The sequence below is a fragment of the Photobacterium kasasachensis genome (genome assembly GCF_050336885.1).
In the GTDB taxonomy this organism is placed as follows: Bacteria; Pseudomonadota; Gammaproteobacteria; order Enterobacterales; family Vibrionaceae; genus Photobacterium; species Photobacterium kasasachensis.
Window position 1 is genome coordinate 1 of the sequence record NZ_JAKJSH010000039.1, and the last position, 23,999, is coordinate 23,999.

At 39.6% G+C, this 23,999-nt stretch carries 28 protein-coding genes; 27 read left to right on the forward strand and 1 reads right to left on the reverse strand.

The features are described 5' to 3' along the window. From L4D19_RS29310 to L4D19_RS29400, 19 genes are all read left to right on the forward strand, one after another. Nucleotides 1–201: hypothetical protein (locus L4D19_RS29310; protein WP_428455314.1), on the forward strand; the 201-nt coding region annotated here is incomplete at its 5' end. Nucleotides 202–326: 125 nt separating this feature from the next. Further along, entirely contained in the window at nucleotides 327–944 is a 618-nt protein-coding gene (locus tag L4D19_RS29315; RefSeq protein WP_428455315.1) for a hypothetical protein, read from the forward strand. 117 nt (nucleotides 945–1,061) lie between these two features. Then, nucleotides 1,062–2,279: a hypothetical protein gene (locus L4D19_RS29320; protein WP_428455316.1), complete on the forward strand. Its 1,218-nt coding sequence runs from the start codon at nucleotides 1,062–1,064 to the stop codon at nucleotides 2,277–2,279. 131 nt (nucleotides 2,280–2,410) lie between these two features. Continuing rightward, entirely contained in the window at nucleotides 2,411–2,620 is a 210-nt protein-coding gene (locus L4D19_RS29325) for a nucleoside triphosphate pyrophosphohydrolase family protein (RefSeq protein WP_428455317.1), read from the forward strand. 234 nt (nucleotides 2,621–2,854) lie between these two features. Further along, entirely contained in the window at nucleotides 2,855–3,418 is a 564-nt protein-coding gene (locus L4D19_RS29330; RefSeq protein ID WP_428455318.1) for a nucleotidyltransferase family protein, read from the forward strand. Between the two features lie 132 nt (nucleotides 3,419–3,550). After that, nucleotides 3,551–4,432, forward strand: coding sequence for a GTPase (locus L4D19_RS29335; protein WP_428455319.1), 882 nt, complete (start codon nucleotides 3,551–3,553; stop codon nucleotides 4,430–4,432). A gap of 3 nt (nucleotides 4,433–4,435) precedes the next feature. Further along, the gene (locus L4D19_RS29340) at nucleotides 4,436–5,170 is read left to right on the forward strand and encodes a GTPase family protein (protein WP_428455320.1); all 735 of its coding nucleotides are present in this window, start codon (nucleotides 4,436–4,438) and stop codon (nucleotides 5,168–5,170) included. 1,270 nt (nucleotides 5,171–6,440) lie between these two features. Further along, nucleotides 6,441–7,313, forward strand: a complete 873-nt coding sequence (locus tag L4D19_RS29345) for a DUF6731 family protein (RefSeq protein ID WP_428455321.1) — start codon at nucleotides 6,441–6,443, stop codon at nucleotides 7,311–7,313. Then, on the forward strand, nucleotides 7,292–7,741 hold the full coding sequence (locus tag L4D19_RS29350) for a hypothetical protein (protein ID WP_428455322.1): 450 nt from the start codon (nucleotides 7,292–7,294) through the stop codon (nucleotides 7,739–7,741). The genes L4D19_RS29345 and L4D19_RS29350 overlap by 22 nt, the downstream gene beginning before the upstream one ends. A 416-nt stretch (nucleotides 7,742–8,157) precedes the next feature. Next, nucleotides 8,158–8,472, forward strand: a complete 315-nt coding sequence (locus L4D19_RS29355) for a hypothetical protein (RefSeq protein WP_428455323.1) — start codon at nucleotides 8,158–8,160, stop codon at nucleotides 8,470–8,472. Between the two features lie 113 nt (nucleotides 8,473–8,585). Next, nucleotides 8,586–8,927 carry a hypothetical protein gene (locus tag L4D19_RS29360; RefSeq protein ID WP_428455324.1) on the forward strand — a complete coding sequence of 114 codons (342 nt, stop codon included), beginning with the start codon at nucleotides 8,586–8,588 and terminating at the stop codon, nucleotides 8,925–8,927. Between the two features lie 16 nt (nucleotides 8,928–8,943). After that, on the forward strand, nucleotides 8,944–9,192 hold the full coding sequence (locus tag L4D19_RS29365; RefSeq protein ID WP_428455325.1) for a hypothetical protein: 249 nt from the start codon (nucleotides 8,944–8,946) through the stop codon (nucleotides 9,190–9,192). A gap of 844 nt (nucleotides 9,193–10,036) precedes the next feature. Next, nucleotides 10,037–10,666 carry a hypothetical protein gene (locus tag L4D19_RS29370; protein WP_428455326.1) on the forward strand — a complete coding sequence of 210 codons (630 nt, stop codon included), beginning with the start codon at nucleotides 10,037–10,039 and terminating at the stop codon, nucleotides 10,664–10,666. A 131-nt stretch (nucleotides 10,667–10,797) separates the two neighbouring features. Further along, nucleotides 10,798–11,643, forward strand: a complete 846-nt coding sequence (locus L4D19_RS29375; RefSeq protein WP_428455327.1) for an MBL fold metallo-hydrolase — start codon at nucleotides 10,798–10,800, stop codon at nucleotides 11,641–11,643. Between the two features lie 260 nt (nucleotides 11,644–11,903). Further along, nucleotides 11,904–12,452: a histidine phosphatase family protein gene (locus L4D19_RS29380; RefSeq protein ID WP_428455328.1), complete on the forward strand. Its 549-nt coding sequence runs from the start codon at nucleotides 11,904–11,906 to the stop codon at nucleotides 12,450–12,452. A gap of 678 nt (nucleotides 12,453–13,130) precedes the next feature. Next, on the forward strand, nucleotides 13,131–13,505 hold the full coding sequence (locus L4D19_RS29385; protein ID WP_428455329.1) for a hypothetical protein: 375 nt from the start codon (nucleotides 13,131–13,133) through the stop codon (nucleotides 13,503–13,505). Between the two features lie 61 nt (nucleotides 13,506–13,566). Beyond that, nucleotides 13,567–14,076, forward strand: coding sequence for a hypothetical protein (locus L4D19_RS29390; RefSeq protein WP_428455330.1), 510 nt, complete (start codon nucleotides 13,567–13,569; stop codon nucleotides 14,074–14,076). 110 nt (nucleotides 14,077–14,186) lie between these two features. After that, on the forward strand, nucleotides 14,187–14,855 hold the full coding sequence (locus L4D19_RS29395; RefSeq protein ID WP_428455331.1) for an HAD family hydrolase: 669 nt from the start codon (nucleotides 14,187–14,189) through the stop codon (nucleotides 14,853–14,855). Between the two features lie 24 nt (nucleotides 14,856–14,879). Then, nucleotides 14,880–15,494 (forward strand): hypothetical protein, encoded by a 615-nt coding sequence (locus L4D19_RS29400; RefSeq protein ID WP_428455332.1) that lies wholly within the window; start codon nucleotides 14,880–14,882, stop codon nucleotides 15,492–15,494. Between the two features lie 189 nt (nucleotides 15,495–15,683). Here L4D19_RS29400 and L4D19_RS29405 read toward each other — a convergent pair whose 3' ends face one another. Next, nucleotides 15,684–16,208: a hypothetical protein gene (locus L4D19_RS29405; protein WP_428455333.1), complete on the reverse strand. Its 525-nt coding sequence runs from the start codon at nucleotides 16,206–16,208 to the stop codon at nucleotides 15,684–15,686. A gap of 234 nt (nucleotides 16,209–16,442) precedes the next feature. Here L4D19_RS29405 and L4D19_RS29410 point away from each other — a divergent pair, with 234 nt between their 5' ends. The 8 genes from L4D19_RS29410 (at nucleotide 16,443) to L4D19_RS29445 (ending at nucleotide 23,607) form a co-directional block, all read left to right on the forward strand. After that, nucleotides 16,443–17,216, forward strand: a complete 774-nt coding sequence (locus L4D19_RS29410) for a DUF3800 domain-containing protein (RefSeq protein WP_428455334.1) — start codon at nucleotides 16,443–16,445, stop codon at nucleotides 17,214–17,216. 136 nt (nucleotides 17,217–17,352) lie between these two features. Beyond that, nucleotides 17,353–18,279, forward strand: a complete 927-nt coding sequence (locus L4D19_RS29415) for a 5'-nucleotidase (RefSeq protein ID WP_428455335.1) — start codon at nucleotides 17,353–17,355, stop codon at nucleotides 18,277–18,279. A gap of 250 nt (nucleotides 18,280–18,529) precedes the next feature. Then, nucleotides 18,530–18,961 (forward strand): T6SS effector amidase Tae4 family protein, encoded by a 432-nt coding sequence (locus L4D19_RS29420; protein ID WP_428455336.1) that lies wholly within the window; start codon nucleotides 18,530–18,532, stop codon nucleotides 18,959–18,961. Then, nucleotides 18,961–19,380 carry a hypothetical protein gene (locus tag L4D19_RS29425; RefSeq protein WP_428455337.1) on the forward strand — a complete coding sequence of 140 codons (420 nt, stop codon included), beginning with the start codon at nucleotides 18,961–18,963 and terminating at the stop codon, nucleotides 19,378–19,380. Before L4D19_RS29420 ends, L4D19_RS29425 begins: the two co-directional genes overlap by 1 nt. Before the next feature lie 145 nt (nucleotides 19,381–19,525). Further along, a complete protein-coding gene (locus L4D19_RS29430; protein WP_428455338.1) occupies nucleotides 19,526–20,353 on the forward strand; it encodes a TIGR02391 family protein in 828 nt (275 codons plus the stop codon). A gap of 114 nt (nucleotides 20,354–20,467) precedes the next feature. Next, nucleotides 20,468–20,983 carry a GrpB family protein gene (locus L4D19_RS29435; RefSeq protein WP_428455339.1) on the forward strand — a complete coding sequence of 172 codons (516 nt, stop codon included), beginning with the start codon at nucleotides 20,468–20,470 and terminating at the stop codon, nucleotides 20,981–20,983. 370 nt (nucleotides 20,984–21,353) lie between these two features. Next, the gene (locus L4D19_RS29440) at nucleotides 21,354–21,677 is read left to right on the forward strand and encodes a hypothetical protein (protein ID WP_428455340.1); all 324 of its coding nucleotides are present in this window, start codon (nucleotides 21,354–21,356) and stop codon (nucleotides 21,675–21,677) included. A 1,327-nt stretch (nucleotides 21,678–23,004) separates the two neighbouring features. Then, nucleotides 23,005–23,607: a hypothetical protein gene (locus tag L4D19_RS29445; protein ID WP_428455341.1), complete on the forward strand. Its 603-nt coding sequence runs from the start codon at nucleotides 23,005–23,007 to the stop codon at nucleotides 23,605–23,607. The last annotated feature ends 392 nt before the right edge of the window (nucleotides 23,608–23,999 follow it).

Genomic DNA, 23,999 nt, shown 5'->3' on the forward strand with positions numbered 1-23,999 from the left:
CTGCGAGTGACTGCGAGTGAGCAGCTATTTGTGCGTGAAATTGTTACTGAAGCAATAGATCATAGTTTATTCCAGTTGTTAGAAATAATGGATGGTGTGCATACTAAGAATCAATCACCAATAGAAGCTTCTTGTTGTAACGAGAAGATCTCTGGTGAAGGAATGCCACAGTTACATGACTTGTACGCAAGCAAAATATAACAAAGCAATCAAGGTGATGCGTTACACTCGGCTGTTTTGGTWTRGAGTTCRRTGCGCTTTGTTGGTTCAGTGGGGCACACCTTATTGCAGGCGTTATGTTGCTAAGTTAATCAAGGAGTACGAGGTTGAAATCTAGTCTGATACCTGAGGTAAATGGAATTAAGTCAATTTTGTATGGTACATATGAAAAGTCCGAAAGGGTCTATGTTTACCTTCATGGCGCAGGTGAATTTGGTCAAGGCATTGAAGGTCAATATAAGTACCCAGGGTTTGCTACATTACTTAGAGATGGCGAGATTTCATTAGGTGAGCCATTTATAATTGCTTGTTGTATGGATGGCTCGCATTGGTTACCTGACTCGCTAACACTATACCTGAATGCAGTAAGTACGTTTTTTTCTGGCGCTCAAATAGATCTTATTGGTTACAGCCGTGGTGGTGAAGGTGTATATGAATACCTGCAGAGACACGTGAATGTTCGAACAGCAACAGTCATTAATTCTGAAGTACCACAGTTACTACCGACCAATTTAGAAGTTCCTCTCCATGTAATTCATGCATCTCATGATCAGTTTACTTCATTCGATAAAGTTCAGAAGTTTGTCGAGCTTCATCTTGGCGATACTGTAAAACTTACTAAATGGGAAGGTAACCACTTTTCTATTGAGGCTATAGCTTTGTCTAAAGAGTGGCAAAAGTGGATCGAGCAACCAGATCAACGGCTAACTGAAACTGCAACATAACAAGGCAATCAAGGTGACCCATTACACTCGGCGGTTTTGGTATGGAGTTCGGTGTGCTTTGCTAGTTCAGTGTGGGGCACCTTATTGCAGGCGTTACATTTTTGAGGTTAATCCGATATGGATGATTTTTTTAAAACTAAAGTTGGGTTTACTATCGGGCTATTAGCTGCAATCTTTACGATAAAACCACTAGTTGATGCATATAAATCACTTGGTTTTATGGTACTAGGTTTTAATATAACGATTGAGTATGCTTATCTTTTCTTGACTGCTTGTTTAGGGCTTGCGGTCTATTTCATTTCACTACAATTTGCATCGAATAAACATGTCAATTTGTTTGATAGAATTAGCAATGCTTGCTATTCAATAGCCTTGGCTACTCCTCCTGTTTTTGGGGTGTTTTGGTTGCTTACTTTAGTGATGGAGTCTGTCGGTAAATTCATAACTCAAATCCCCCCCAATGTTCTAACTGGTTTAGCTGCATTTATGACAGGGTATTTGGGTAAATCTATTTATGTGTTTTTAACAAAGTCAATTAGACATAAATTTGCTGCCGCAGAGAAAATTCAGGAACGCAAAGAAGACATTGAATTACTTACTAGAGCATCAGAATTATTTAAAAGAGAGATGTATGACCTATCTGTTTTAGAAGCATGTAAAGTGGTTGAATCTGTTCTGATAAGGTTGCTGAATATTAGAGGTATTAGTACAGTTAATTTATCAATGATGGGTTTAATTAAACTGGCAGAGGGAAATCGGCTGTTAAGTAGGAGTGATATCGATCTTTTACATGTTATAAGAGTAAGCAGAAATAAGTCTGTTCATGAAATGAACACTATTGATAAAAATACTGCTCAAAAAGTCATACAGTTGTCTAAGGTATTACTCGTTAGGCTTGACCATACACAGGATGTGGTAGGCTATGAGTGGTTAGAAAAAAACAGAGAAAAGGTTCTTGAGCAATTCAAGTCAAAGGATACTAAAAAGGCTAAAAAATCTATAGAGATGTTAGCATTGGCATGGAGAAATCGAGATGGTGCAATATGGTTAGATTTGGCTGAATTTTTTGAAGTAGCGCTAGTTAATAACCCTACGCTGCTCATAGATATGTTTGAGAATGATGATGATTTATTAGAGTCATGGTTAGATAGTTTAAATGTCCAGTTGTTCCATGATTTTGTTGGCGGCGAAAAAGAACGTTTAAAGAATGTAAAAATGGAAATTTGTAATAGCCTTTCATCTTATCTCCAAGGAAATGATAGTGAACATCGTAAGAACGTCGCATCAAGAATTCTTACTGAGGTTCAGTTAGCAACTATTACCGAAGTTGAATAAAAATGTAACAAAGCAATCAAGGTGATGCGTTACACTCGGCGGTTTTGGTATGAAGTTCGGTACGCTTTGCTGGTTCAGTGGGGCACACCTTATTGCAGGCGTTATGTGCTTAAAAGTAAAAAGGAATTTAGATGCCAGAATTAAAGAAAAACCCAACATTAGCTGAATTTCAACAGTATGTATATGAGCTAGAAATTGAACGTGGTTTCGCAGATCAAAATGCTCAAACCAAATGCCTACTTTTAGGTGAGGAAATTGGTGAATTGTTTAAGCTATTCGTAAAGCCGAAGGTAAAGCTGTCGACCCAAAGTCAAAAGTTGGTGACATTGGCGATGAGCTAGCAGATATCTTCATTTATATGTGCTCAATAGCCAATCGCTACGACGTTGATCTTGAGCAAGCATTTCTAACCAAAGAAGAGCAGAACAAGAAACGTAATTGGGTTGCTTGAACTACGCACATAACAAAAGTATCAAGGTGACGCATTACACTTGGCATTTTTGGTACGGAGCTCGGTGGGTTTGGTGAGTAGGTCGTGGCGCACCTTATCCTAGGCGTTAGCAGGCTAAGAGAATATGGAACAACAACTAATTAAATTAATAAAAGCTGTTCCAGAATTGATGGATACAGCGAAAGAGTGCAACAACATTAAACTTCCAAATTACTATGTAGCTGGCGGTGCTATTACTCAACTAATCTGGAATGATTTGCTTGGTCGTAAACCGCTCGATCAGGTTAAAGACCTTGATATTGTTTACTTTGATACTACTTCCTGTAAGTCAGAGCAATGGTATGAAAGTAACATTGCCTCTAGACTGAAGCATGACATTGCTATCGATGTCAAAAATCAAGCGAGAGTGCATGAATGGTATCCACGGAAGTTTGGTCAAGTGATTACACCGTATGACAGAGTAGAGCAGGGCATTTCCTCTTGGCTATCTGCTTTTGCTATTGGTTTTAGGCTTAACACACTTGGTGAACCTGAAATCTATTCAACGAGTGGTTTAGCGGGTGCCTTCCAAATGAAGGTAAAGCCAAACAAAATAGCAATGACTGAGGCTAGTTACTTGAAAATGACTCAAAGTTTCAAGGAACGCTGGCCATCTATTTCAGTTGAACCTTGGGATTCAGCCTGCTAACAAAGCAATCAAGGTGACCCGTAACACTCGGCGGTTTTGGTATGAAGTTCGGTGTGCTTTGTTGGTTCAGTGCGGGGCACCTTATCGCAGGCGTTAGGCGATTTAAATTTACATCACAGATAAGGATTGATAATGAGTGATTTTTTGGAAACATTAAAAGAATTAGATATTAACTTCACTGAAGAGCAAGCAGAAAGGATAAATACTAAAATAAACAGCATCTTATCTTATACTCCACGTATTGGTATTTTTGGTAAAACAGGAGTAGGGAAGTCATCATTATGTAATGCTCTTTTTGGAAAAGAAATTTGTAAAGTTTCTGATATTGAAGCTTGTACAAGGGAACCGCAAGATGTTCTGCTTGAAATTGGCAGAGGAAAAGGTATTACATTGCTTGATGTTCCTGGTGTAGGTGAAAACCAAGAGAGAGATCTAGAATACTCGGAGCTATATCAACAATTAATTCCTGAATTAGATGTTATTCTTTGGGTTTTGAAAGGAGATGATAGAGCTTTTTCGGTGGATATTGATTTTTATAAAAATGTTGTAAAACCTCACATAGAAGATAGAAAACCATTTGTTCTAGTTCTAAACCAAGTTGATAAAATTGAGCCATTTAGGGAGTGGAACGTTGAAAGCCGCTCACCAAGCCAGAAACAAGCGGTAAATATCGAAATGAAATTATCTGGTGTTGCAAACGAGTTTGCAGTTAAACGGTCGATTGTGGTTCCTGTATCAGCGGATGAAAAATTTGGTTTAACTAAATTGATTGACGAAATTATATTCTCTCTTCCTGATGAAAAAAAATTATCTTTTGCTAAAGAAGTTCCTGAGGATAATTTGTCTTCTGAGGCCAAAAAAGAAGCAGAGGTTTCATTCTCAAAAGTGGTTTCTAATACCATCGCAGGAGCTACTTCAGGTGCATCTATAGGTGCAAAAATTGCAGGACCAATTGGTGCAAAAGTCGGCGCTGTTCTTGGTGGTATTGGTGGTTTCTTTAGCAGTTTTTGGTGAGTTATGGTAAGTCTACAATGTGAAGTCAAGTTACAAAAAGATGTTATAGATTTGATTTATAGTAGGAAATCATTTTATTTTTTGCATAATAAGATTCCTGACTTGTCGAGAGCATCAACATGGAGTCGTGGTGATTTAGTTTCAAATGATATACAAGTAGTTGTGGTAGGAAAATCTGGCTACGGTAAGTCGACTATATTGAATACAGTAGTTCGTGAGAAAATTTTTGAAACTGATGATGTAACGGGCTGCACTAGAGTTATGCAGTCAGCCGAATACCAGTTTGAAATAAATGATGAATACTGCAATTTTTCGATGGCCGATCTTCCCGGTATTGGAGAAAATCCAACACTTGATAAGCAATATATAAATTTGTATAGAAATGCTATAAATAAATCTCATGTGACATTATATATATTGAGAGCAGATCAAAGAGATTACTCTGTAGATTTGTGGGCGTTTTCTGAGTTGTTTAAGACCTTTTCAGAGAAAAGTAAGGTTATAGTTGTTCTTAACGCTGTTGATAAAGTCGAACCGTTAAATAGACAGCTTCCTTTTGTATTATCTAGAGAACAATATCATAATTTAGAAAATAAAGTAGAAAAAATATGTTCGGAATTCTCTATTTCAAAAAAACAGGTTGTAGCTATATCTGCTATTGAAGATTACAACGTGGATGAACTAATCAATTTGGTCGGAAAGAAATTGAATCCATATCTTCAACCTAAAATCGCCTAACAAAGCAATCAAGGTGATGCGTTACACTCGGCGGTTTTGGTTCGGAGTTCGGTGTGCTTTGCTGGTTTAGTGGGGCACACCTTATTGCAGGCGTTAGGCATGGGAAAAGCCTGCTTTTGGATTTGGTCGTAACCACGTCGCCCAAGAACGGGAACTCTCAGGCCATTTGTTCATCGCAGGGCTGTCCTTAATGTTCGGGGCAATGCAGGTTGCTTCGTTCTTTGCTGCCTCAGGAGGTGGCAATAATCATTCATAGTTTCCTCGTAGCACCGCAGTGAAAGGCTAGTCGTTTACTCAACCTGTCAGGTTAAGTGGCGCAGCCTCGATGAGCATCTCATTAGGCTGTCATGCAAATGCAGCTGGCTTTAAGGTGTTGAAAGTCTTTATGTTACGTTGTTGAGATTTGTTGTTGCTGTATCCCATGTTTGGCGCCGGAGAATGCTGAGAGTTCGGCGGCCAAGTAGGAATGTCACCAGCGGAAATGCCTAACAAAGCAATCAAGGTGACCCGTTACACTCGGCAGTTTTGGTGTGAAGTTCGGCGTGCTTTGTTAGTTTAGTGCGGGGCACCTTATTGCAGGCGTTATATTAATTATCGACAAGGACAGTAAGTATGTTTTCTAAAGAAACAATGAAAAATGTAAGTTATGTGTACTGTTTTTCGCTATTTGTTTTTTGTGGTCTTACTTTTGTTTCAATCGTGGTTTCTAGTTCCCCGCTCATTTATACGTACAAATCCGTTGTGTCTGCTTTGTTGCTTTCTAGTATCATCGTTGGGTTAACTGTGTTTGAGTTAAAATTTAGAAAGATAGGTGGTTATCATTTCAAGCAGATGGCAATCTCACTAATCCCAAGTACAGTACTTATATTGTTTTCAATTCCAAGCATAGTCTGGTTGGAATACCATTTTTCGAACTTTGACAAACAAACAGTAGTTAATGTTGAAAATAAAAAAATAATGTATTATCGAAATAGCGTTAGTTGCTACAAATTGTCTTTGAAAAATGGATTTATAAATGGCAACCTTTGTTCTTCTTCTAATATGTATGCGAATAGCCCTCTATACGGTTTGATAGAGATAAGATATAAAACATCACCTTTTGGCTATCTCATTAAAAATTTGCTCTTATAACAAGGCAATCAAGGTGATGCGTTACACTCGGCGGTTTTGGTCTGGAGTTCAGTGTGCTTTGTAGCTTCAGTGGGGCACACCTTATTGCAGGCGTTAGCTGCAATTATTAATTTATTAACACTTACTAGAGGTAAAATAAGTGGCAGGAAATTTTAGAGTTTATGCATTTGGAGTTGTTGGTCTTAATGATCAAACTGATGACCTTGAAGATGTATTAGAAGATATAAAGAACGATAAACTCGAAGATAGAGTTAAACTCATTGGACAGAATGAGATCAGAGTTGAACATATAGAAAAAGTTGGTGAATTGTGGAAACTTGATTTTGTAAAATTTCGTGATGTTCATGGACCTGGTAAAGGTTCAAAAAACACTGAGGTTTCGGGATTCACTTTCAAAAAAGGTGAGGTTTTTTGTGAAGAAACAGCTTTAATTTATTGCCCAAAAACATCCTATGCTTTAATCCAATACAATCATCATGGTGTACGGTATGCAGCGATAGAAGAATACTTTAGCATGTATTCAGACAACCAAGATAATCAATATGAATTGCAGCCCAAATATGACGATGATGTAGATAGAAAGTTTGATAATCGTGGTGCTATAAAAAAACTGACAATGGCTATTGATCCAAGGCTTCTTTCACAAAAGGACCGTGATGCGAATACAGCCTTATCCCAAGCGATTGAACTTGGAGATAAGTCAAATGCTTCAAAAATAGAAATTACAATTACAGCTGGTAGAGAGAAGAAGCGCACACTTAGTAAGTTTATCGATAAAACAGCATCAAAACTTCGCAAGTTATCAGAACATAACCCTGATTCTGTAACTAAGCTTCAAGCTGGTATTGTCGATAACCTTGACTCAAAAGTTGAGGTTTTGGATCTGATATCAGAGAGACTATGTCGTAATTTTACAGACATAAAGGTTGGCCCAGATATGCGATGGCCTCGGGATGAACGATATCAAGCCTTAGAACGTGCAAGGCGGGGTTGGAAAAAGATATTGGTTTAGTTATGAACATATATGTTGAAAAATCTTACCCATATGTAATTGCTACAGCTGCAAGTTATAGCTGGTTTAAATTCAACATGGTTTTTCCGACGGGTAATGATGTTCTATCCGCCTCACTAACAATTGGCGCTATATTGACTGGTTTTTTAGCCACTGCTAAAACGTTACTCATGACTTTGGATACTCCAGTCATGAACCGAATCCGAAGCACCACATATGCGAGAGATTTAGCGTCATATTTAGGCGAGTCGATTTGGTTGTGTTTTGGTTTCTGTGTTTTTGCTATGTTTGGTTACTTTTGTAGCACTGCAAGCAATTGGTATGGAACCGTCTGGATGTTTATTGCAATTGCAGCAGCCCTTGCCTTTATACGTGTAACCACGATTATGCTAAAAATCATCAAACATCAACCAAGTAAGAGCAGCTAACAAGGCAATCAAGGTGATGCGTTACACTCGGCGGTTTTGGTTCGGAGTTCGGTGTGCTTTGCTAGTTCAGTGGGGCACACCTTATCGCAGGCGTTATAAGCCATCATTGAAATTGGAAATCGAACTGGTATAAACAGATTGTTCTCCATCAGTTTGTGGCTTTGTTGCGTAAAAGAAAAATCCACGGCAACCACTATTCTTCAAACAAAAAAGGCCACTGAAGCCTGATGGTTATGTTAAACCTTGAAATTCAATTAGAGTTTTTTTCTGATTTTGACAGCTAATTCTGCGTGAAATCGCTATTGCGCAACAAAGCCTCAGTTTGTGTTAAACAGTAGGGTCACGAAAGTGTAAGACTATGTATGCACGCTGCTCTGATTGTAGTTTAAGCACTCATTAGTAGCTCTAGGAGAAATATGTTACTCGAAAAACTACTTGATTCCGACCTTCTGGAACTAACTCAAGAGTACAGTAACTTGTACATTGAAATGTTATTCCTCACAGAAAATGGAGAAAGAGTAAAATTATATGCGAGCAATCGTAATTCTTTACCATTAGATATTAAATTTCAGGGATTAAGCCTTTCAGCTAAGAAGACAACACTTCATGATCTTCCAACATTAGGTGAGGTTGAAGGTATCTCATGGAAAGACGGTGTATTACTTGTTGAGGGTGATTTTGGAGTAATTCGAGTAGACACTGACCGTGTGACGCTTGAATCAGGCTTATAACAAAGCAATCAAGGTGACCCGTTACACTCGGCATTTTTGGTATGGAGTTCGGTGTGCTTTGTTAGTTCAGTGAGGGGCAACTTATTGCAGGCGTTATGTTTTTCGGGGTAATCATGAAATATCTGGCTATTTTATTTTTGTTGCCGTTTTCAGTGTTATCAATGGAACTTGAAACATCAGGTTTTTTGGTAACTATCAAGTCAAATTGCGCTGAGGGTGAAGTTTCTTGTAATAATTATGTATATACAGGTATTAGCAAAAAAACGGGAAACTCATTAACGTTGAAAGGAGCTTCTTGGCATACCGTATGTGCTGATCAGGTGACACCATGCCGTTTCTTAGGTTATAAATTTAAAAATGGAAATGTTACTTACTATATTCGTCAAAATGGTTTGCTTCAGGTTATTAAAAATAGAAATGAGGTGATTTTAAGTGAGCAAGGCGAATGGAAGTAAGATCGTAGGGAATTCAATGGATATAGATTCGAGAGTCAAGTTAATATCATTTAACGGTGCAACTCTGCCGCCAGAGGCGTGCGATACTTGTGAAAATTATTGGTTACTTGTAGGTAAAACAGGCACGATAAAAAGTGCAGAAAATGAGAGGTTTAGGGTGCTAGTGCAATTTGATGAGCCTGTAAGTGATTTAGGTCTACATTGCCATAATGCTGTGCCTAATAGTCTTTTGATTCTTACAAGCGATCTTACACCAATAGCTTAAATTGACTTCAAAACATAACAAAGCAATCAAGGTGACCCGTTACACTCGGCGGTTTTGGTATGAAGTTCGGTGTGCTTTGCTGGTTTAGCGTGGGGCACCTTATCGCAGGCGTTACCTCGCGTATTTAGAAGGTTCGTGCGGTCGGCTCCGCTGTTGCTATTAGTTGGTCAATTCCAGAAACATTTGTCTGCATTGAGAGTTGCTCATCGTAAGTCGCGGTGTTGAGTTAATCGCATGCCAAGTTCAACAATGTCTTTGGCTGTCACTGATACAAGTCTGTACTTGTCGCCCTAAATGTTGTCACTCATGCCAACAGGCTTTAACGGGTCGGGCTACTAACGTTAATCGCTCCCCGTTCTTGGTTTTCTGAGGCGGAAATCGTTAATCATTCGCTGGTATCCGCGCTCAAGAATGAAGTCGGTACGTTGGCATACCAGTGGTTACATTTTGGTGGTTGCCGAACCAAATTGTTTTGTTGGTGTTGTTCGCGGCTAAACTTGGGGTGCTGTAATGTCTTGCATAATCGAGAGCCGCTATTTCAATAGTCTACACGCAGTAATTTGGGTGGTTATAGCTTTCTTTGTCAGCGTTGAGTTCCAAGTTTGTTGCTGAGGTTTCTCATCAGAGCGAGCTTCATCGCATCATGGCAGGCAAGCTGCTTTGGCTTCTTCACGCGTGCGGGTAACAAGGCCGTCAAAACGACCATCAACGCTCGGCATTTTAGGTATGGATTAGCTTTAGTGTTTACGGTGGTCATTTAAAAATAGTCGTAATACGTTGCTGGCGTTTTACGGCAGTCATTATGCCTAAATTATCTTTAACAATATCGAAATAAGGAATGATTATGACAATGATAGTTGGTGTTAACCTTGGTGAATATGTCATTGTTGCAGCAGATCGGCGTGAAGTATTTATTGAGAATGGTCAAGTTACATCAATAATTAGTGATGATGTCGATAAGTTTGTAAAATGGAATGGTGGTGTAATAACTGGTTGTGGATATGTTCCATTATTAAGTGACTTAAAAACGTATTTAAAGCATACCGAAATCAGTAATACTGATCAGATAGTTGCACTTACAAAACAGGCTGTTTCCGATTTACCTGTTCATGCCTCTATTTGGAAGCAACAAACACATTGGATGTTTACTTATGTCGCAGGTTCGAACACTGGTCCACAATGTCGCTTGGGGTATATAAAATCAGATGCTCCTGAAGAAGTTCATATGTTGCATGCGATGAAGGCTACTATTTGGGCAAAATTACCTGATATTGAGCAACGATTAGAAGCCCTGAATAATGCACTTAAGCCTCTTTCCTCACCAGAGGAATTTGAAGCAAACTTTGCATATCACCGTGGTTTATTAGAAGAGCTATTTTCGTATGCTTCGGCTGTTGATGAAACTGTCAGTGAAAACTTTAACTTTTACATTCAAACGCGGCAAGGTGTTGACTTCTTAAGTTCTCAGGCATAACAAAAACATCAAGGTGACGCGTTACACTCGGCGGTTTTGGTATGGAGTACGGTGCGCTTGGTGAGTTTATCGTGGCGCACCTTATGTTCGGCGTTAAGCGCAAAGGAAATTGTCAATTTTATTAGGTGGTTATGATACTTACAGCTTTAGTCGATAACTCTCGGTTGGAAAATAGAACAGATCTTACTGTTGAAAGAGGGTTGTCTCTTCATGTGAATACAGGGGGGCGGCAGATACTATTTGATGCTGGTAGCAGCAAAGCCTTTTGTGATAATGCAGCGGCATTAGACATAAAAATCCAAGATGTAGATGCCGCTGTTATTTCTCATCGTCACCATGACCATTGTAACGGCGTAACTCATTTTCTTGACCGTAATTCTAAAGCTCAAGTGTATTTTCGTGAGTGTGAGGAAAAAGATTATTGCTTTAAGGCTTTTGGTTTTAAAAGCGACGTCGGCATTGATAAGGATTTATTAGTTAAAGCGAAGAGACAGTTAAGTTTCGTCAATAAGACAACAGAGATACTCCCTAATGTTTTCCTTGTTACGAATTTAAGCAGTAGGTATGAGCAACCGAAGGGAAATAAATATCTCTATGCTGATTCAGGCCAAGGCTTCAAGCCGGATACATTTGATCATGAGCTTCTTATGGTCATCAAAGAAAGTGATGGATTAATAGTTTTTACAGGCTGTGCCCATAGTGGTGTTCTTAATATGGTTGAAACGGCTGTTGAGCTATTTCCAAACACAAGAATTAAAGCTGTTGTTGGTGGTTTTCACTTGGTTGGTTTGCCACTATTCAACAGTATTGGTGGTAGCAAGGAAGATATTGAGGCTATCGGAAAATCGCTATTAACCTATCCGATAGATAAGTTGTATACAGGTCATTGTACTGGCATGAAAGCCTTTGGTTTATTGAAAAATGTGCTTGGTGAGAAGCTTGAGCATTTTCCCACAGGGCGTAGCGTTGTCATTTAGTTTGATGCGCTTAACAAAGGCATCAAGGTGACACGTTACACTCGGCGGTTTTAGTATGGAGTTCAGTGCGCTTGGTTGGTTCAGTGTTGGTGCACCTTATGCCAGGCGTTATAACCCTAATTTTAATCTAGACCTCAATCGCAAATAGCCTTTTGAGTTAATGTAATTTCTATCCCTATTTTGACTGTGAGTTTCTTACCGAAGAGCGTGTGCTAAATTCAATAAAACACCGCTCAAAAAAGACACTGAGAAGAGGTTAAATGGAAATTATCTTAATAAGGCATGGTAAGCCGACAGGGGCGACAAACCCAAAATTGACAGCGCGAGAGTTTGCTCTGTGGGTTAGAAAGTACAATCACTCAGAAATAGTTGTTGATAGTGAGCCGCCTGAACAATTGAAAGCAGAGTTGCATGATTATTATGTGGTATCAAGTGATTTACGTCGCTCTGTTCATTCTGCAATAAAGTGTTTATCGAAAGAGCCTGAAGTCAAACTGAAAAATCTACGTGAGTTTGATATACCGCGCTACAAAATGCCGTTTTTACTTAGGGCTAATCACTGGCTAATTCTTAGTCGTATCTTGTGGTTGTTGGGTATAACTAGCAGAGTTGAATCTTATAAAGACGCAAAGTTTAGAGCGAAGGATTCTGCGTTAACTCTTGCTGCGTTAGCAGAAGATAAACGGAAATTAGCGGTGTTTGGTCACGGTTTAGTTAACCGAGCCATAGCAAGAGAGCTAGAGAAGTGCGGTTGGTCTTGTATTAATAAAAGTAGTTCTTATTGGGGAGTAACAAGGCTGAAATTATAGTAAGCATTGCGGGTTATAACAAAGCCATCAAAACGACCCTCAACGCTGGGCATTCTAGGTATGAATTGGCTCTAGTGTTTACGGTGGTTAATTAAATATTGTCGTAATGCGTTGCTGGCGTTTTATGGCAGGGCGTTAGCTGCTTATTCGAGGCATGGGGTTATCTTGGTGGTTGGCAATGATTTTAGTGGCCCCTCGGCTAAACGCCGGTAATATCGCTTTCGGCAACTTTTAACTTCTGCGCAAGTCTGCCGTTCAATATCGCATTTGGAAGGGGTTAAGTAGTGTGGTTTCAGTGACCGCTAATTCTCAACCTTTTCGTTTCGTATGAACGTATAACATCCACAATAAAGTGGGTGGCACGGTTTTGCATTTCCCCTTGAGTAATGGCAGCCGTCAGCATTGTCACACCGTATGCAGCGACACCGCAGGTGAAGGTCGCTTCAAATGTGACGCTCAACGAAAATTGGGTACTAGCTAGGCTGGTCACTTGGCTTCTGTGGTAGCGTTAAGTAATCAGTTTACAAAGGCTTTATCAGCTAACAAGGCCATCAAAACGACCATCAACGCTCGGCATTTTTGCTATGAATTGGCTTTGTTGTTTACGGTGGTCATTTAAAAATTATCGTAATGCGTTGCTGGCGTCTTATGGCGGCGTTATGTGTCCAAGGAGAACGAATGGCGTATTCATTACATATAGAAAGAAAAGAGGGAATTGCCCTGGATGAATGGCTGGCTGCAGTAGAGTCAATAGACGGCATTCGAATAGATATTGGTACAGTAGAATGTTCAAACTCAAATACTAACGAAAGCATTTTAATTCAAGGACAGGAAGGTGATGTGTCGATTAGATATTTCACTAATGGTTTTTTAGGGTTTGGTAAAAAAGAGTATTGGGAAAAAGCTATATATTTTAATTCCGGCAAAGCACATTTCAATGCAGTAGAGAGTATCGAAAGTCCACAAAACCCTATTCATATTGCCGCCACGAAGCTGGAAAAAACGCTGGGTGCAAAGATCAGGGGAGATGAGGGTGAAGTATACGAATGGTAGGCACATAACAAAGCAATCAAGGTGATGCGTTACACTCGGCGGTTTTGGTATGGACTCCTGTGTGCTTTGCTGGTTAGGTGGGGCACACCTTATTGCAGGCGTTATAAGCCAAGAGTGTTTTGCAAAAGGCAATAGTAATATGTACAAAGTTAGCAATAAGAAGCTAGGGAAGGAAAAGCGTAGCCCAATCTGGACGCTTGTTTATGTCATCGTTTTAGGAAGTATTCTGTATTTACCTGACTATAGTGAAGATTTTGATAGGTCTGGGCTCTTGTTTATAATTACTGTTGCTGGTGCGCTTTGTGTTGGAGCAAGGCTCTATGGTGTAATTCGGTATTTAAAGTGGGCTAAGAGTCATCACGTTGAAGTAAAACATAACGGATTAAGCTTTCAAGAACTCGGTACAACAATGACTTTGCCGTGGGAACAAGTAACATCCTTAAGAGTAAAATCAAAGCATGGAAAAGTAGCAAGCATCATATTAACGACTAAAGAGTCGGGCAAAATTGAATTTAAAGATTACGATGACTTGAGCACATTAGGTAAAGAGTTAAAATCTTATATTAATTAAGGCTTATAACAAGCTGTTCAACTGGACAAAAAACAGCTGGCTCTCGCTACGCTCGATTATAGCCAGCCATTTTTAGCCAGTTAACAAGGGCGTTAAACGTAGAGGGAGCTATGTACTCAACAGTTGTGTTCGATTATGGAAATACTCTATGCAAAATGGGTTGTCTGGTTAAGTCTCTTGAAGCCGTGTTTTTTCATAATATGGCCAGAGCAATCGGAAGTGAAATCGAAGAACAAATTCAAAGGTTATATGTTCCGGATCAAGCCCATCAACCTCACTGGTTAGATGTATGGGAAAGTGCTTTTGAAAAGCATGGTGTGGAGTTCGATAAGGAAGTTGGATTGAGCCATCTGAGGCACTTCTTATCCTCAGGTGAGTTGTATAATTATACAGTTCCTCTTCTTCAAAAACTCAAATCTCATGGTACACACCTTGTGCTGTTGTCGAATGTTACAGGTGAAACAGCAGAGTTTGAAAATGATTTGGGCATGAGAGGTCTATCGAAGCTATTTGATCGAATAGTTTGGTCATCGGAAATTGGGTATAGAAAACCAAGTACTGAGGCTTATCTTGCCGCTCTTTCCTGCCTTAATTCATCTAAGTCAACTGTGTTGATGGTAGGTGATAGTGAAGTTGCAGATATATTGGGTGCAAATAATTTTGGTATTGACTCAATGCGTATATGTGACACTTCGTCTGAGGATAGTTCAGCAACATATGTGGTAAACCGACAAAATGTAGCGCGTGAGATATTACGTTTAACAAAGCAATCAAGGTGACCCGTTACACTCGGCGGTTTTGGTATGGAGTTTGGTGCGCTTTGTCAGTTCATCGTGGGGCACCTTATCGCAGGCGTTATAGCTCAGGAGAAAAAGTTGGAACAAGAGGTACAATCTACATTACTGGACTTTATTCCATTAATTGCCGCAGCAGTTGGGGCTACAGGTGCTTTGCTTGGTGTTATTGTAACCAGCATAGTTAACCATCACCGGCTAAAGCTTGAGTATAAGAACAATTTAAAACTCAAAAATATTGAGTTTAAGCGAGTGAAATTAGAAGAGCTTCATTTGCTTTTCCAAAAGTGGGAAATTGATCTTCAAGGTTTGTGTTTGGTATTTATACCCGTTTATAAGGGAGCCAATACGGCTGAAAATGCAATGAAGCTTTCAACTGACAATCGTCTTCAAGAAAAGGGTGATTATCAAAAAATGCAAACAATACTCCAGCTTTATTTTCCTGAGCTAATGGGTGATTTTGCTCAAATGATAGAGCTACGTGATGGGGTTTTGGAGTACTGTCGAGACAATAGAAGCTTTAAACGTCCAAAACTAGATGAACTTATTAAAGCTAAAGAGGCTTTCGATGAAAAAGCTAAAAAGTTCAAGGTATTGATGGCACAACAGGCAAGTGAGCTATAACAAAGCAATCAAGGTGACCCGTTACACTCGGCGGTTTTGGTATGAAGTTTAGTGTGCTTTGTTAGTTCAGTGTTGGGCACCTTATTGCAGGCGTTAGCTACCTTAAATCCCAGTAAGTAGACAGGAAGATTTTGTTGTCTTCCTGTGTTTAGATTTGACTTCTAGAGAATCAATTAAAAATTAGTTACTTTATGCATTAGGTTTATATCTATTAATCTTATTCTTTACTTCGTTACGTCCTTCATCAGAGAGGTTCTGGTATGCGTTCCAAATAAATTCTATTACATTTGCCTCTAAAGATGATTCCTCTGGTTTATTTAAAGGTATATTTATTCTGAATAAAGAGTTAGGCTTTTTACCAAATTGAGAACAGAACTCCATGAGCTGTTCTGTTAATTTATCATGCAAGATATGGTTTATTGAAATGGTTTCAAACCAAGCAGACAAGGTACTCTCTGTTTTTCTTCCATCTAAGCCATCACGGTTAAATTCAGCGTACGTTTTAGAGTCAATGTCACGATATCCTATGTATTTTGAGGGAGCGAAGTAATATTTGTCATTTTTTACGTCATGCATACAGTACCAGGCTCTATAGTGTGGAATGTTATTTACTAGGGTCTTTAGAGCGGGATTATTATTAGGGTAAGACTCAACCTCTTCATTAAATTTTCTAATATTTTCAATTGCTTGATCATAACTAGTAACAGTTTTCATTTTGTCATATCCAAATTGTAAGCTCATACATTGAGTGCAAGCATACGTCGCATTCGATGGTTTGTCAACGAGTGCGGCGTATTCGTGCACTTAATGTATATGGGGTGCATCCTAGATAGCTAACAAAGCAATCAAGGTGACCAGTTACACTCGGCGGTTTGGGTATGAAGTTCGGTGTGCTTTGTTGGTTCAGTGCGGGGCACCTTATTGCAGGCGTTAGGCGACAGGAGTTATATGTCATACTTTTACTTTGATGAGTCAATCCGTGATAACAGAAAGTTCATGATAGGAGCTTTAATTGTTGCACGTGAGGATCTATCACCACGTATACGTGCAAAATGGAAATCGATGGGCCTTGAACCAGATACTGATGAATATAAAAGTTCAGCAAAGAAATCTGATACGTCTATATCAAATATACAGCGTGAATATATCAAGAGCTTAATTGAGCAAGTTAAGGTCGGCTTAGTAGTTTTACCTCACAACGATCGAAATAATCTCGGAAATTACTGTGCCGAGTTAGTTATTCAACTCTTAAAGTCGAATTTAATCCCAGTGGATAGTCATAAGTTAATCCTTGATGACAATATAAAAATGAGGAATGATTATCAGAAATTATTAAGGGAATTTAATGTTGAGTTATGCCTTAAGGCTGACTCAGCAAAATTTGCTGGCATCCAAGTTGCAGACCATGCCTCTCATGCGTTAGGTGGCATGTTGTTAGAAGAAATGGGTATTGTAAACAAGAAGGTAAAAGCAGGCGAAAACTCGGGCTATCATCCTACTGAAATGCTGGATCTCGGTTTTGAGCTATGGGCAGGATTACGCTATTCATTAATTGGTAAAAATACTTATATTAAAGGCCTATCACCGCATCCAGATGATCCTGCGAACCCTTATTTTCTTGTAGATGGTTTCGGATTGTTTGTGGCCCAGTCATGCTCTGAACATCTAAGAGATAAAGCTAAAGAGTGCTTTGGTATTAATTACTTAGGATGCATCCACTAAAACATCAAAATCGCCTAACAAAAGCATTAAGGTGACGCCTAACACTCGGCGGTTTAGGTTTGAAGTGTATTTGGTTTTGCAAGTAATGCGTAGGCGCACCTTATGCCAAGCGTTAAGTGGCAAGGAGAGTAAAGTTATGCCGTATGATTTAGGGAAAAGGTTAGTAATTGGACTTGCCTCGAGTGCTTTATTTGATCTAGAAGAATCGGATCAAATATTCAGAGAGCAAGGGCAAACAAAGTACCGTGAATATCAGCGAGAAAACCAGAATATAGCATTAAAAGCAGGTGTAGCTTTTCCGTTTATTCGCCGTTTGTTGTCTCTGAATGAATTAAATCCTTCAGATCCGCCTGTAGAAGTTGTTCTTTTATCTCGTAATGACCCAGATACAGGCTTACGCGTAATGAAATCTATTGAGCATCACAAGTTGTCAATGACCCGTGCAGTCTTCTTGCAAGGTCGCTCACCTCATAAGTTAATACCTGCACTTGATATCAACTTATTTTTATCTGCAAATGAGTTAGATGTTAAAGAGGCAACAATAGCAGGTTATCCAGCAGGAATGGTGCTCGACTCAAAGCATTCAGATGATCTTACTGATCAAGAGCTACGGATTGCATTCGATTTTGATGGTGTTATTGCTGACGATACAGCTGAACGAATCTTTCAAGAGACGGAAAATTTGAAAGATTTTCATGAGCATGAAAAGAAAATGGTTGATGTTCCGCATTCACCTGGACCATTGAAAGATTTTTTAGTGAAAATATCTGAAATTCAGAAGTTAGAGGAAGCTAAGTTATCTGAAGACTCTTCCTATTCACCTAAGCTAAGAATATCAATTGTAACCGCAAGGAATGCACCGTCACATGAGCGCGTGATAAATACGATGAGAGAGTGGGACATAAATGTTCATGAGGCGTACTTCCTTGGTGGAGTAGAGAAACGGAAAGTTCTAGAGGTGATTAATCCTCACATGTTTTTTGATGACCAGAAGTTACACTTAGAGCCCGCTAGTGACCTCTTGCCTGCTGTTCATATTCCATTTGGTGTGACTAACCAATAGCCACTTAACAAAGGCATCAAGGTGACGCTTAACACTCGGCGGTTTTGGTTTAAAGTGTAATTGGTTTTGAAAGTAATTCGTAGGCGCACCTTATGCCAAGCGTTATGCCCCAGAGTTACTTGCAATAAGTGTAATTAATAAAAATGATATCGTTTGATTGTTCTGAAAATGGATATAAAAATATGTGTTCACTGTATTTATATGGCATTTATACAGGTTTGTTGTAGATATCAACCATATGGATGAGAGAATGAAAAAGCCATTATTTAACACACTAAAAACAAACTACCGGACACAATCAACGCAAATTCATAATTGTACAATGCATTTCCCTAACACATGTGCAATACGTATGAGCGAAGCTCTTGTAAGGACTGATGAAAATTTCCTCGATGTTTTCATTAAGTCAAATAAAAACAAATGTCCAGACGGTTATATTCGAGGTGCTCAAGACCTTGCTGCAATACTTAGATCACCTTCTGCATTTGGTACACATAACCTTGGCTGGAGCTCTCAACCAACTAGAACACCTCCTGAAAATGTCATTGGTAAGCGTGGGATAATATGCTATATGAACATTCCAGGGTTTAGTGGCCAAGGGCACATTGATTTATGGGATAAAACAGTACCTGTTGGTGATTCTTATTGGGACGCAAAAACAATCTGGATGTGGACTTTATAATGAACAGAGTTGTTTACATTCTATTTGTATTGTTTCATAGTGCAGCTCTTGCTGACCCTGTTAACATATATGGTTCTAAATTAGAAATTCTACAAAGCTGTCAATTGCAGGTGAATCACAGGGATGGAAGTCAAACGGTACATAAGCTAAATCTTCCTCATTCTGAAACTTGTACTTTTATAAAACATGCAGAGACAAATATTGTTCACATTGAGCGAGTTTATAATATATATGCTTTGTTGGTTGAGAGTACTAGTGATGAAGCTGACACCTGTGTATCTACTTATACAGCAGCATTCATAAAGCCAAATGGTACTGTGGAAATAAGTGACTTTAATAAAAAAAGTGGCAGTTGTTACATAGATAGAGAACGAAAGGTGTTCGAGTACTTTGCTCATAGTATGGTGGGTCTTAAATAGTAATTACCTTAAGTTCATCATAGTGGCATAACAAGGCAATCAAGGTGATGCGTTACACTCGGCGGTTTTGGTACGGAGTTCAGTGTGCTTTGCTAGTTCAGTGGGGCACACCTTATTGCAGGCGTTATATTTTTTAAGGAAACTTATGGCAGCTATTAAAAGTCTAGATTTTAGTATTATTGAATCCATTTGTAAGTTACTTGGTGACACGGCAAGCGGTTTTACTGGGACTGAAATTGGCAAGTTGCTCTATGAATCAGGAATCGAAGATATTGATTCTGCAAATACCAAATGGAAAAGGTTGAATTCAGCACTAGCCAATAAGCAATCGATCGATGGTTGTGCTAATAATGTGTTGGCATTTATCCAGAACGCAATTAACCCTGCTCGTCATTACAATAACTTAGAGTGGTTTAATGATACTCGATATCAGCTCAACCAAATTCTTAGCTTTGCTGGCTTTAACATCGGTGAAAATGGAAAAATAGGAACAGTTACAAAATCGAATACAATCAGTGAAGCTGCTGCCAGAGCTTATAAACTCAAAGATCAACTTGTTTCCCGTAACGTTCATCCCGATGTTCTGAAGTATTGTAAAGAGGAATTAGTTGTAGATAACTATTTCCATGCTGTATTTGAAGCTACAAAAAGTGTTGCTGATAAAATTAGGCATAAAACTGGTTTAACGTCAGATGGTTCTGCGTTAGTTGATGAAGCATTCTCATTTAAGCACATTCCTCACTTAGCATTAAATTCATTAGTTACTGAAAGTGAAAAGAGTGAGCAAAAAGGCTTTATGAATTTACTTAAAGGACTGTTCGGTACTTTTCGTAATACAACAGCACATGCACCAAAAATTACTTGGTCAATCGAAGAGATCGATGCACTAGATATCCTTTCAATGGTTTCTTTAGTTCACCGTCGGTTAGACAAAGCAACGCAAGCAAAAATGATATACGAATCAAAAATATAACAAAGCAATCAAGGTGATGCGTTACACTCGGCGGTTTTGGTATGAAGTTCGGTGCGCTTTGCTGGTTCAGTGGGGCACACCTTATTGCAGGCGTTATGTGCTTAAGGAATGACAGTGAGTAACCGAATTATTGAAGTTGTTAGCTACGATCCGAAGTGGGTTGACCTGTTTGAGTTGGAATCAGTAGCAATCAGAGATGTTGTAGGTCAGATGGCAGTTAACATCCATCATATTGGAAGCACATCTGTCACAGGTTTAGCCGCTAAACCTATAATTGATATTCTTGTGGAAGTTACTGATTTGGATTCTCTTGATTTAATATCATCAGGTTTGATTTCATTAGGTTATGAACCAAAGGGTGAGTTTGGCATAGCTGGACGTCGCTTTTTCCAAAAAGGCGGTAACAATCGAACTCATCATATCCATGCTTTCAAAGTTGGTGATAGTCATGTTGCACAGCATATAGCATTTCGAGATTACTTGATTGATCATCCAGACATCGCTACAGAGTACGGAAAGTTGAAGAAGAAAGTTGCTCTTGGGTGCAATAATGATCCAGACAGCTATTGCTCAGGGAAAAATGACTTCATTAAATACCTTTTACATCAATTACTTAAATTTAGCACATAACAAAAACATCAAGGTGACGCGTAACACTCGGCGGTTTTGGTATTGAGTCCGGTGCGCTTGGTGAGTTCATCGTGGCGCACCTTATGTTAGGCGTTAAATGCCTAGGGAGGCATGGTGTTTGAATCGAGTGAATTAAATGAAATTCTTCAATCTGAGCTAAAGCGTGGTAACGAAATTAGTGAAAATACATCTTGGGAACCCAAATGCAAGAAGTTGATTATTTTAACGAATCGCTTTCATACCTGTTATGGTTCAATTAACTTGAAATATAGAGAAATTAATGATTCACACTATTGGTTTGCAGAATATTTCACTTCGACAAGCAGTGAATGTTTAGCGTGCAAATGATGCGAATATAAAGGGAGGTCGTGTGAGTTATTGGGTCAATCACTTAATGGGTAATTCAGATATTGAGTATCCTCTGGAATTTCTATCAAGCTTGTATTCTGAGTTATCTGATACAAATGACGAACATGCCGATGTATCACTTACTCATGATACTGAATGGTGCATTTCAGCTTTCGCGTCAGGTCTAGTTATTTGGGAAAATGTTTCTGGTCAAGGAGAGCCAAAGCACATGAAAAATATATCTAAAGAAAAGTTGCTTTCTCTTTGGCATGAATTGGCTGTTGGTAACATATCAAAAATTGAACAAGAACCGTGGTTGTTAGGCTATGGTGAATCAGGCATTTAACAAAGCAATCAAGGTGATGCGTTACACTCGGTGGTTTTGGTATGGAGTTCAGTGTGCTTGGTGAGTTCATCGTGGCACACCTTATTGCAGGCGTTATGCACCTTAGAGCCAAGTGCATCGATGGTAGAATGTTCATCGCATATTTCCACGATTTCTCTGGCCATTCGTTCAGCGAAAGGCTGCCTGAAAGTTCAGAGAACTGCAGGTTGTCGTTTTCTTTGTCGCCTTTTACCCTGGCAATTCATCAGTGAGTTTCCATCGTTGCATTGCTTTGAAAAGGTTGTTGCTTGTCTTAACCAATAGTTCGGTGCAGCAGCCAATCCTGTCCGCAAGAGGTTGTCATGCAAGTTGGTCTGGCACAAATTGTTGAAAGTAAATCAGAATTATCAGAGCCTGCGCTTGTTGCATGAGTGTCGTAAACTCATCACGCGTTGAAAGGCATTCGGCCAAGTATGGTCGCATTAATGGATGGAGTTGCATAACAAAGCAATCAAGGTGACCCGTTACACTCGGCGGTTTTGGTATGGAGTTCGGTGTGCTTTGTTAGTTTTGCGTGGGGCACCTTATTGCAGGCGTTAGGCTTGGGAAAAGCCTGCTTTATGATCTAGTCGTAACCTCGTCGCTCAAGAACGGGAATTCTCGGGCCATTCGTTCATTGCTTGGCTGTCCTAAAAGTCCAGAGAAATGCAGGTTACTTCGTTCTTTGCTGCCTCTGGCGATGGCAATAGGCATTCCTAGCTTCCTCGATACACCGTTGTGAAGGGCTTGTCGTTTACTCAACCTGTCAGTTTAGTGATGCAGCCTCGATTAGCACCTCATTTGGATGTCATGCAAATGTAATTGGCTTTAAGGTGTTGATAGCCTTTATGTTACGTTAAGATTCGTTGTTGCTGTATCCCATGGTTGGCGGTGGAGTGCGCTGAGGGTTCGCCGGTCAAGGAGGAATGTCAGCAGTGGAAATGCCTAACAAAGCAATCAAGGTGACCCGTTACACTCGGCRKTTTTGGTATGGAGTTCGGTGTGCTTTGYTAGTTYWGYGTGGGGCACCTTATYGCAGGCGTTATGCATCTAGGGCTTATGTGAGCGATATCACGCATATCATCATCGTTTGGTAAGATACAGTGAGCTTCATTTAATACATCTAGGCTAAGCATATTTATGGCTGTAGTTTCTTCTCGCCAAGCGTTGTTAACTCTAATTTGTTTTTTGTGACTTATTCTTATTCAGTATTTAGGTGTCTGATATTTTATACATGGCTGTATTTAGTACATTGGCCTACGCTTTGTTTTTATAAGTTGATTTGATGATCCAAGTTATTGGAGGGAGCATGAGCCAACAGATAATTTCTATAGAACAGGTGGAAGCTGCTTTTCAGGAAATCGGAAAGCTAGCGGAAGAGGAATATGGACTGACACTTGAAGCCCTTTTGAAATCGGATATGGCGGAAGAGCGATTACGGCGTTTAGCTGGCATTATACTTAAAACTCCATTCGCTAAACCAATGATGCCGAGCTCTTACAATCCTACAAATGCCCGCCGAAGCTGGCACTGGGATGTTGATAAATTTGATGATCCCCGCTTAGTAGAAACCGGACACTACAAGCTTCTAAAAAAACTCCGTGATGAGGTAACTAACAAGAGATGGGATGAGTTGCGAGATATCTCCACGCATGAAACCGGCTTGATGTGGGTGTTAGGTAAATGGTTAAAGGGTAAGCTGGCTGGCGATGAGAGGTCTTTCCAAGAGTATTATTACGAACCAACCACTCCTGAGGTTAACTTGGTGTTGAATGCTGCTAATCTGTTGCCTATCGTATCGGTTATATCAGGTGTGGTGGGCGTTCCTGTGCTGGCGGTTAATTTGGCGTTGATAGTCACTCAATTCAGTTACGAAAAACTCACAAATCCTCCAGAGCAACCAGACTCTTGAACAGGGTCTACGAGATGATTCCATGTGCTTGGAGGTATTACACAGTTAAGCCTGGGCGATAGTGCGCTGTATTGCATAACAAAAACATCAAGGTGACGCGCTACACTCGGCAGTTTTGGTACGGAGTCCGGCGCGCTTGGTGAGTTTGTCGTGGCGCACCTTATGTTTGGCGTTATGCACCTAGAGCCAAGATTTTCAATGGTAGATAGTTCATCGCTCATTTCCACGATTTCTCTGGCCATTCGTTCAGCGAAAGGCTGCCTGAAAGTCCGGAGATAAGCAGGTTGTTGCTTTCTTTGCTGCCTTTGCTGCCTTTGATTCTGGCAATGCAACACCGAATTACAACGTTGCTCAGCTGTGAAAGTGCTGGCGAATTTCTTTGACTATTGGTC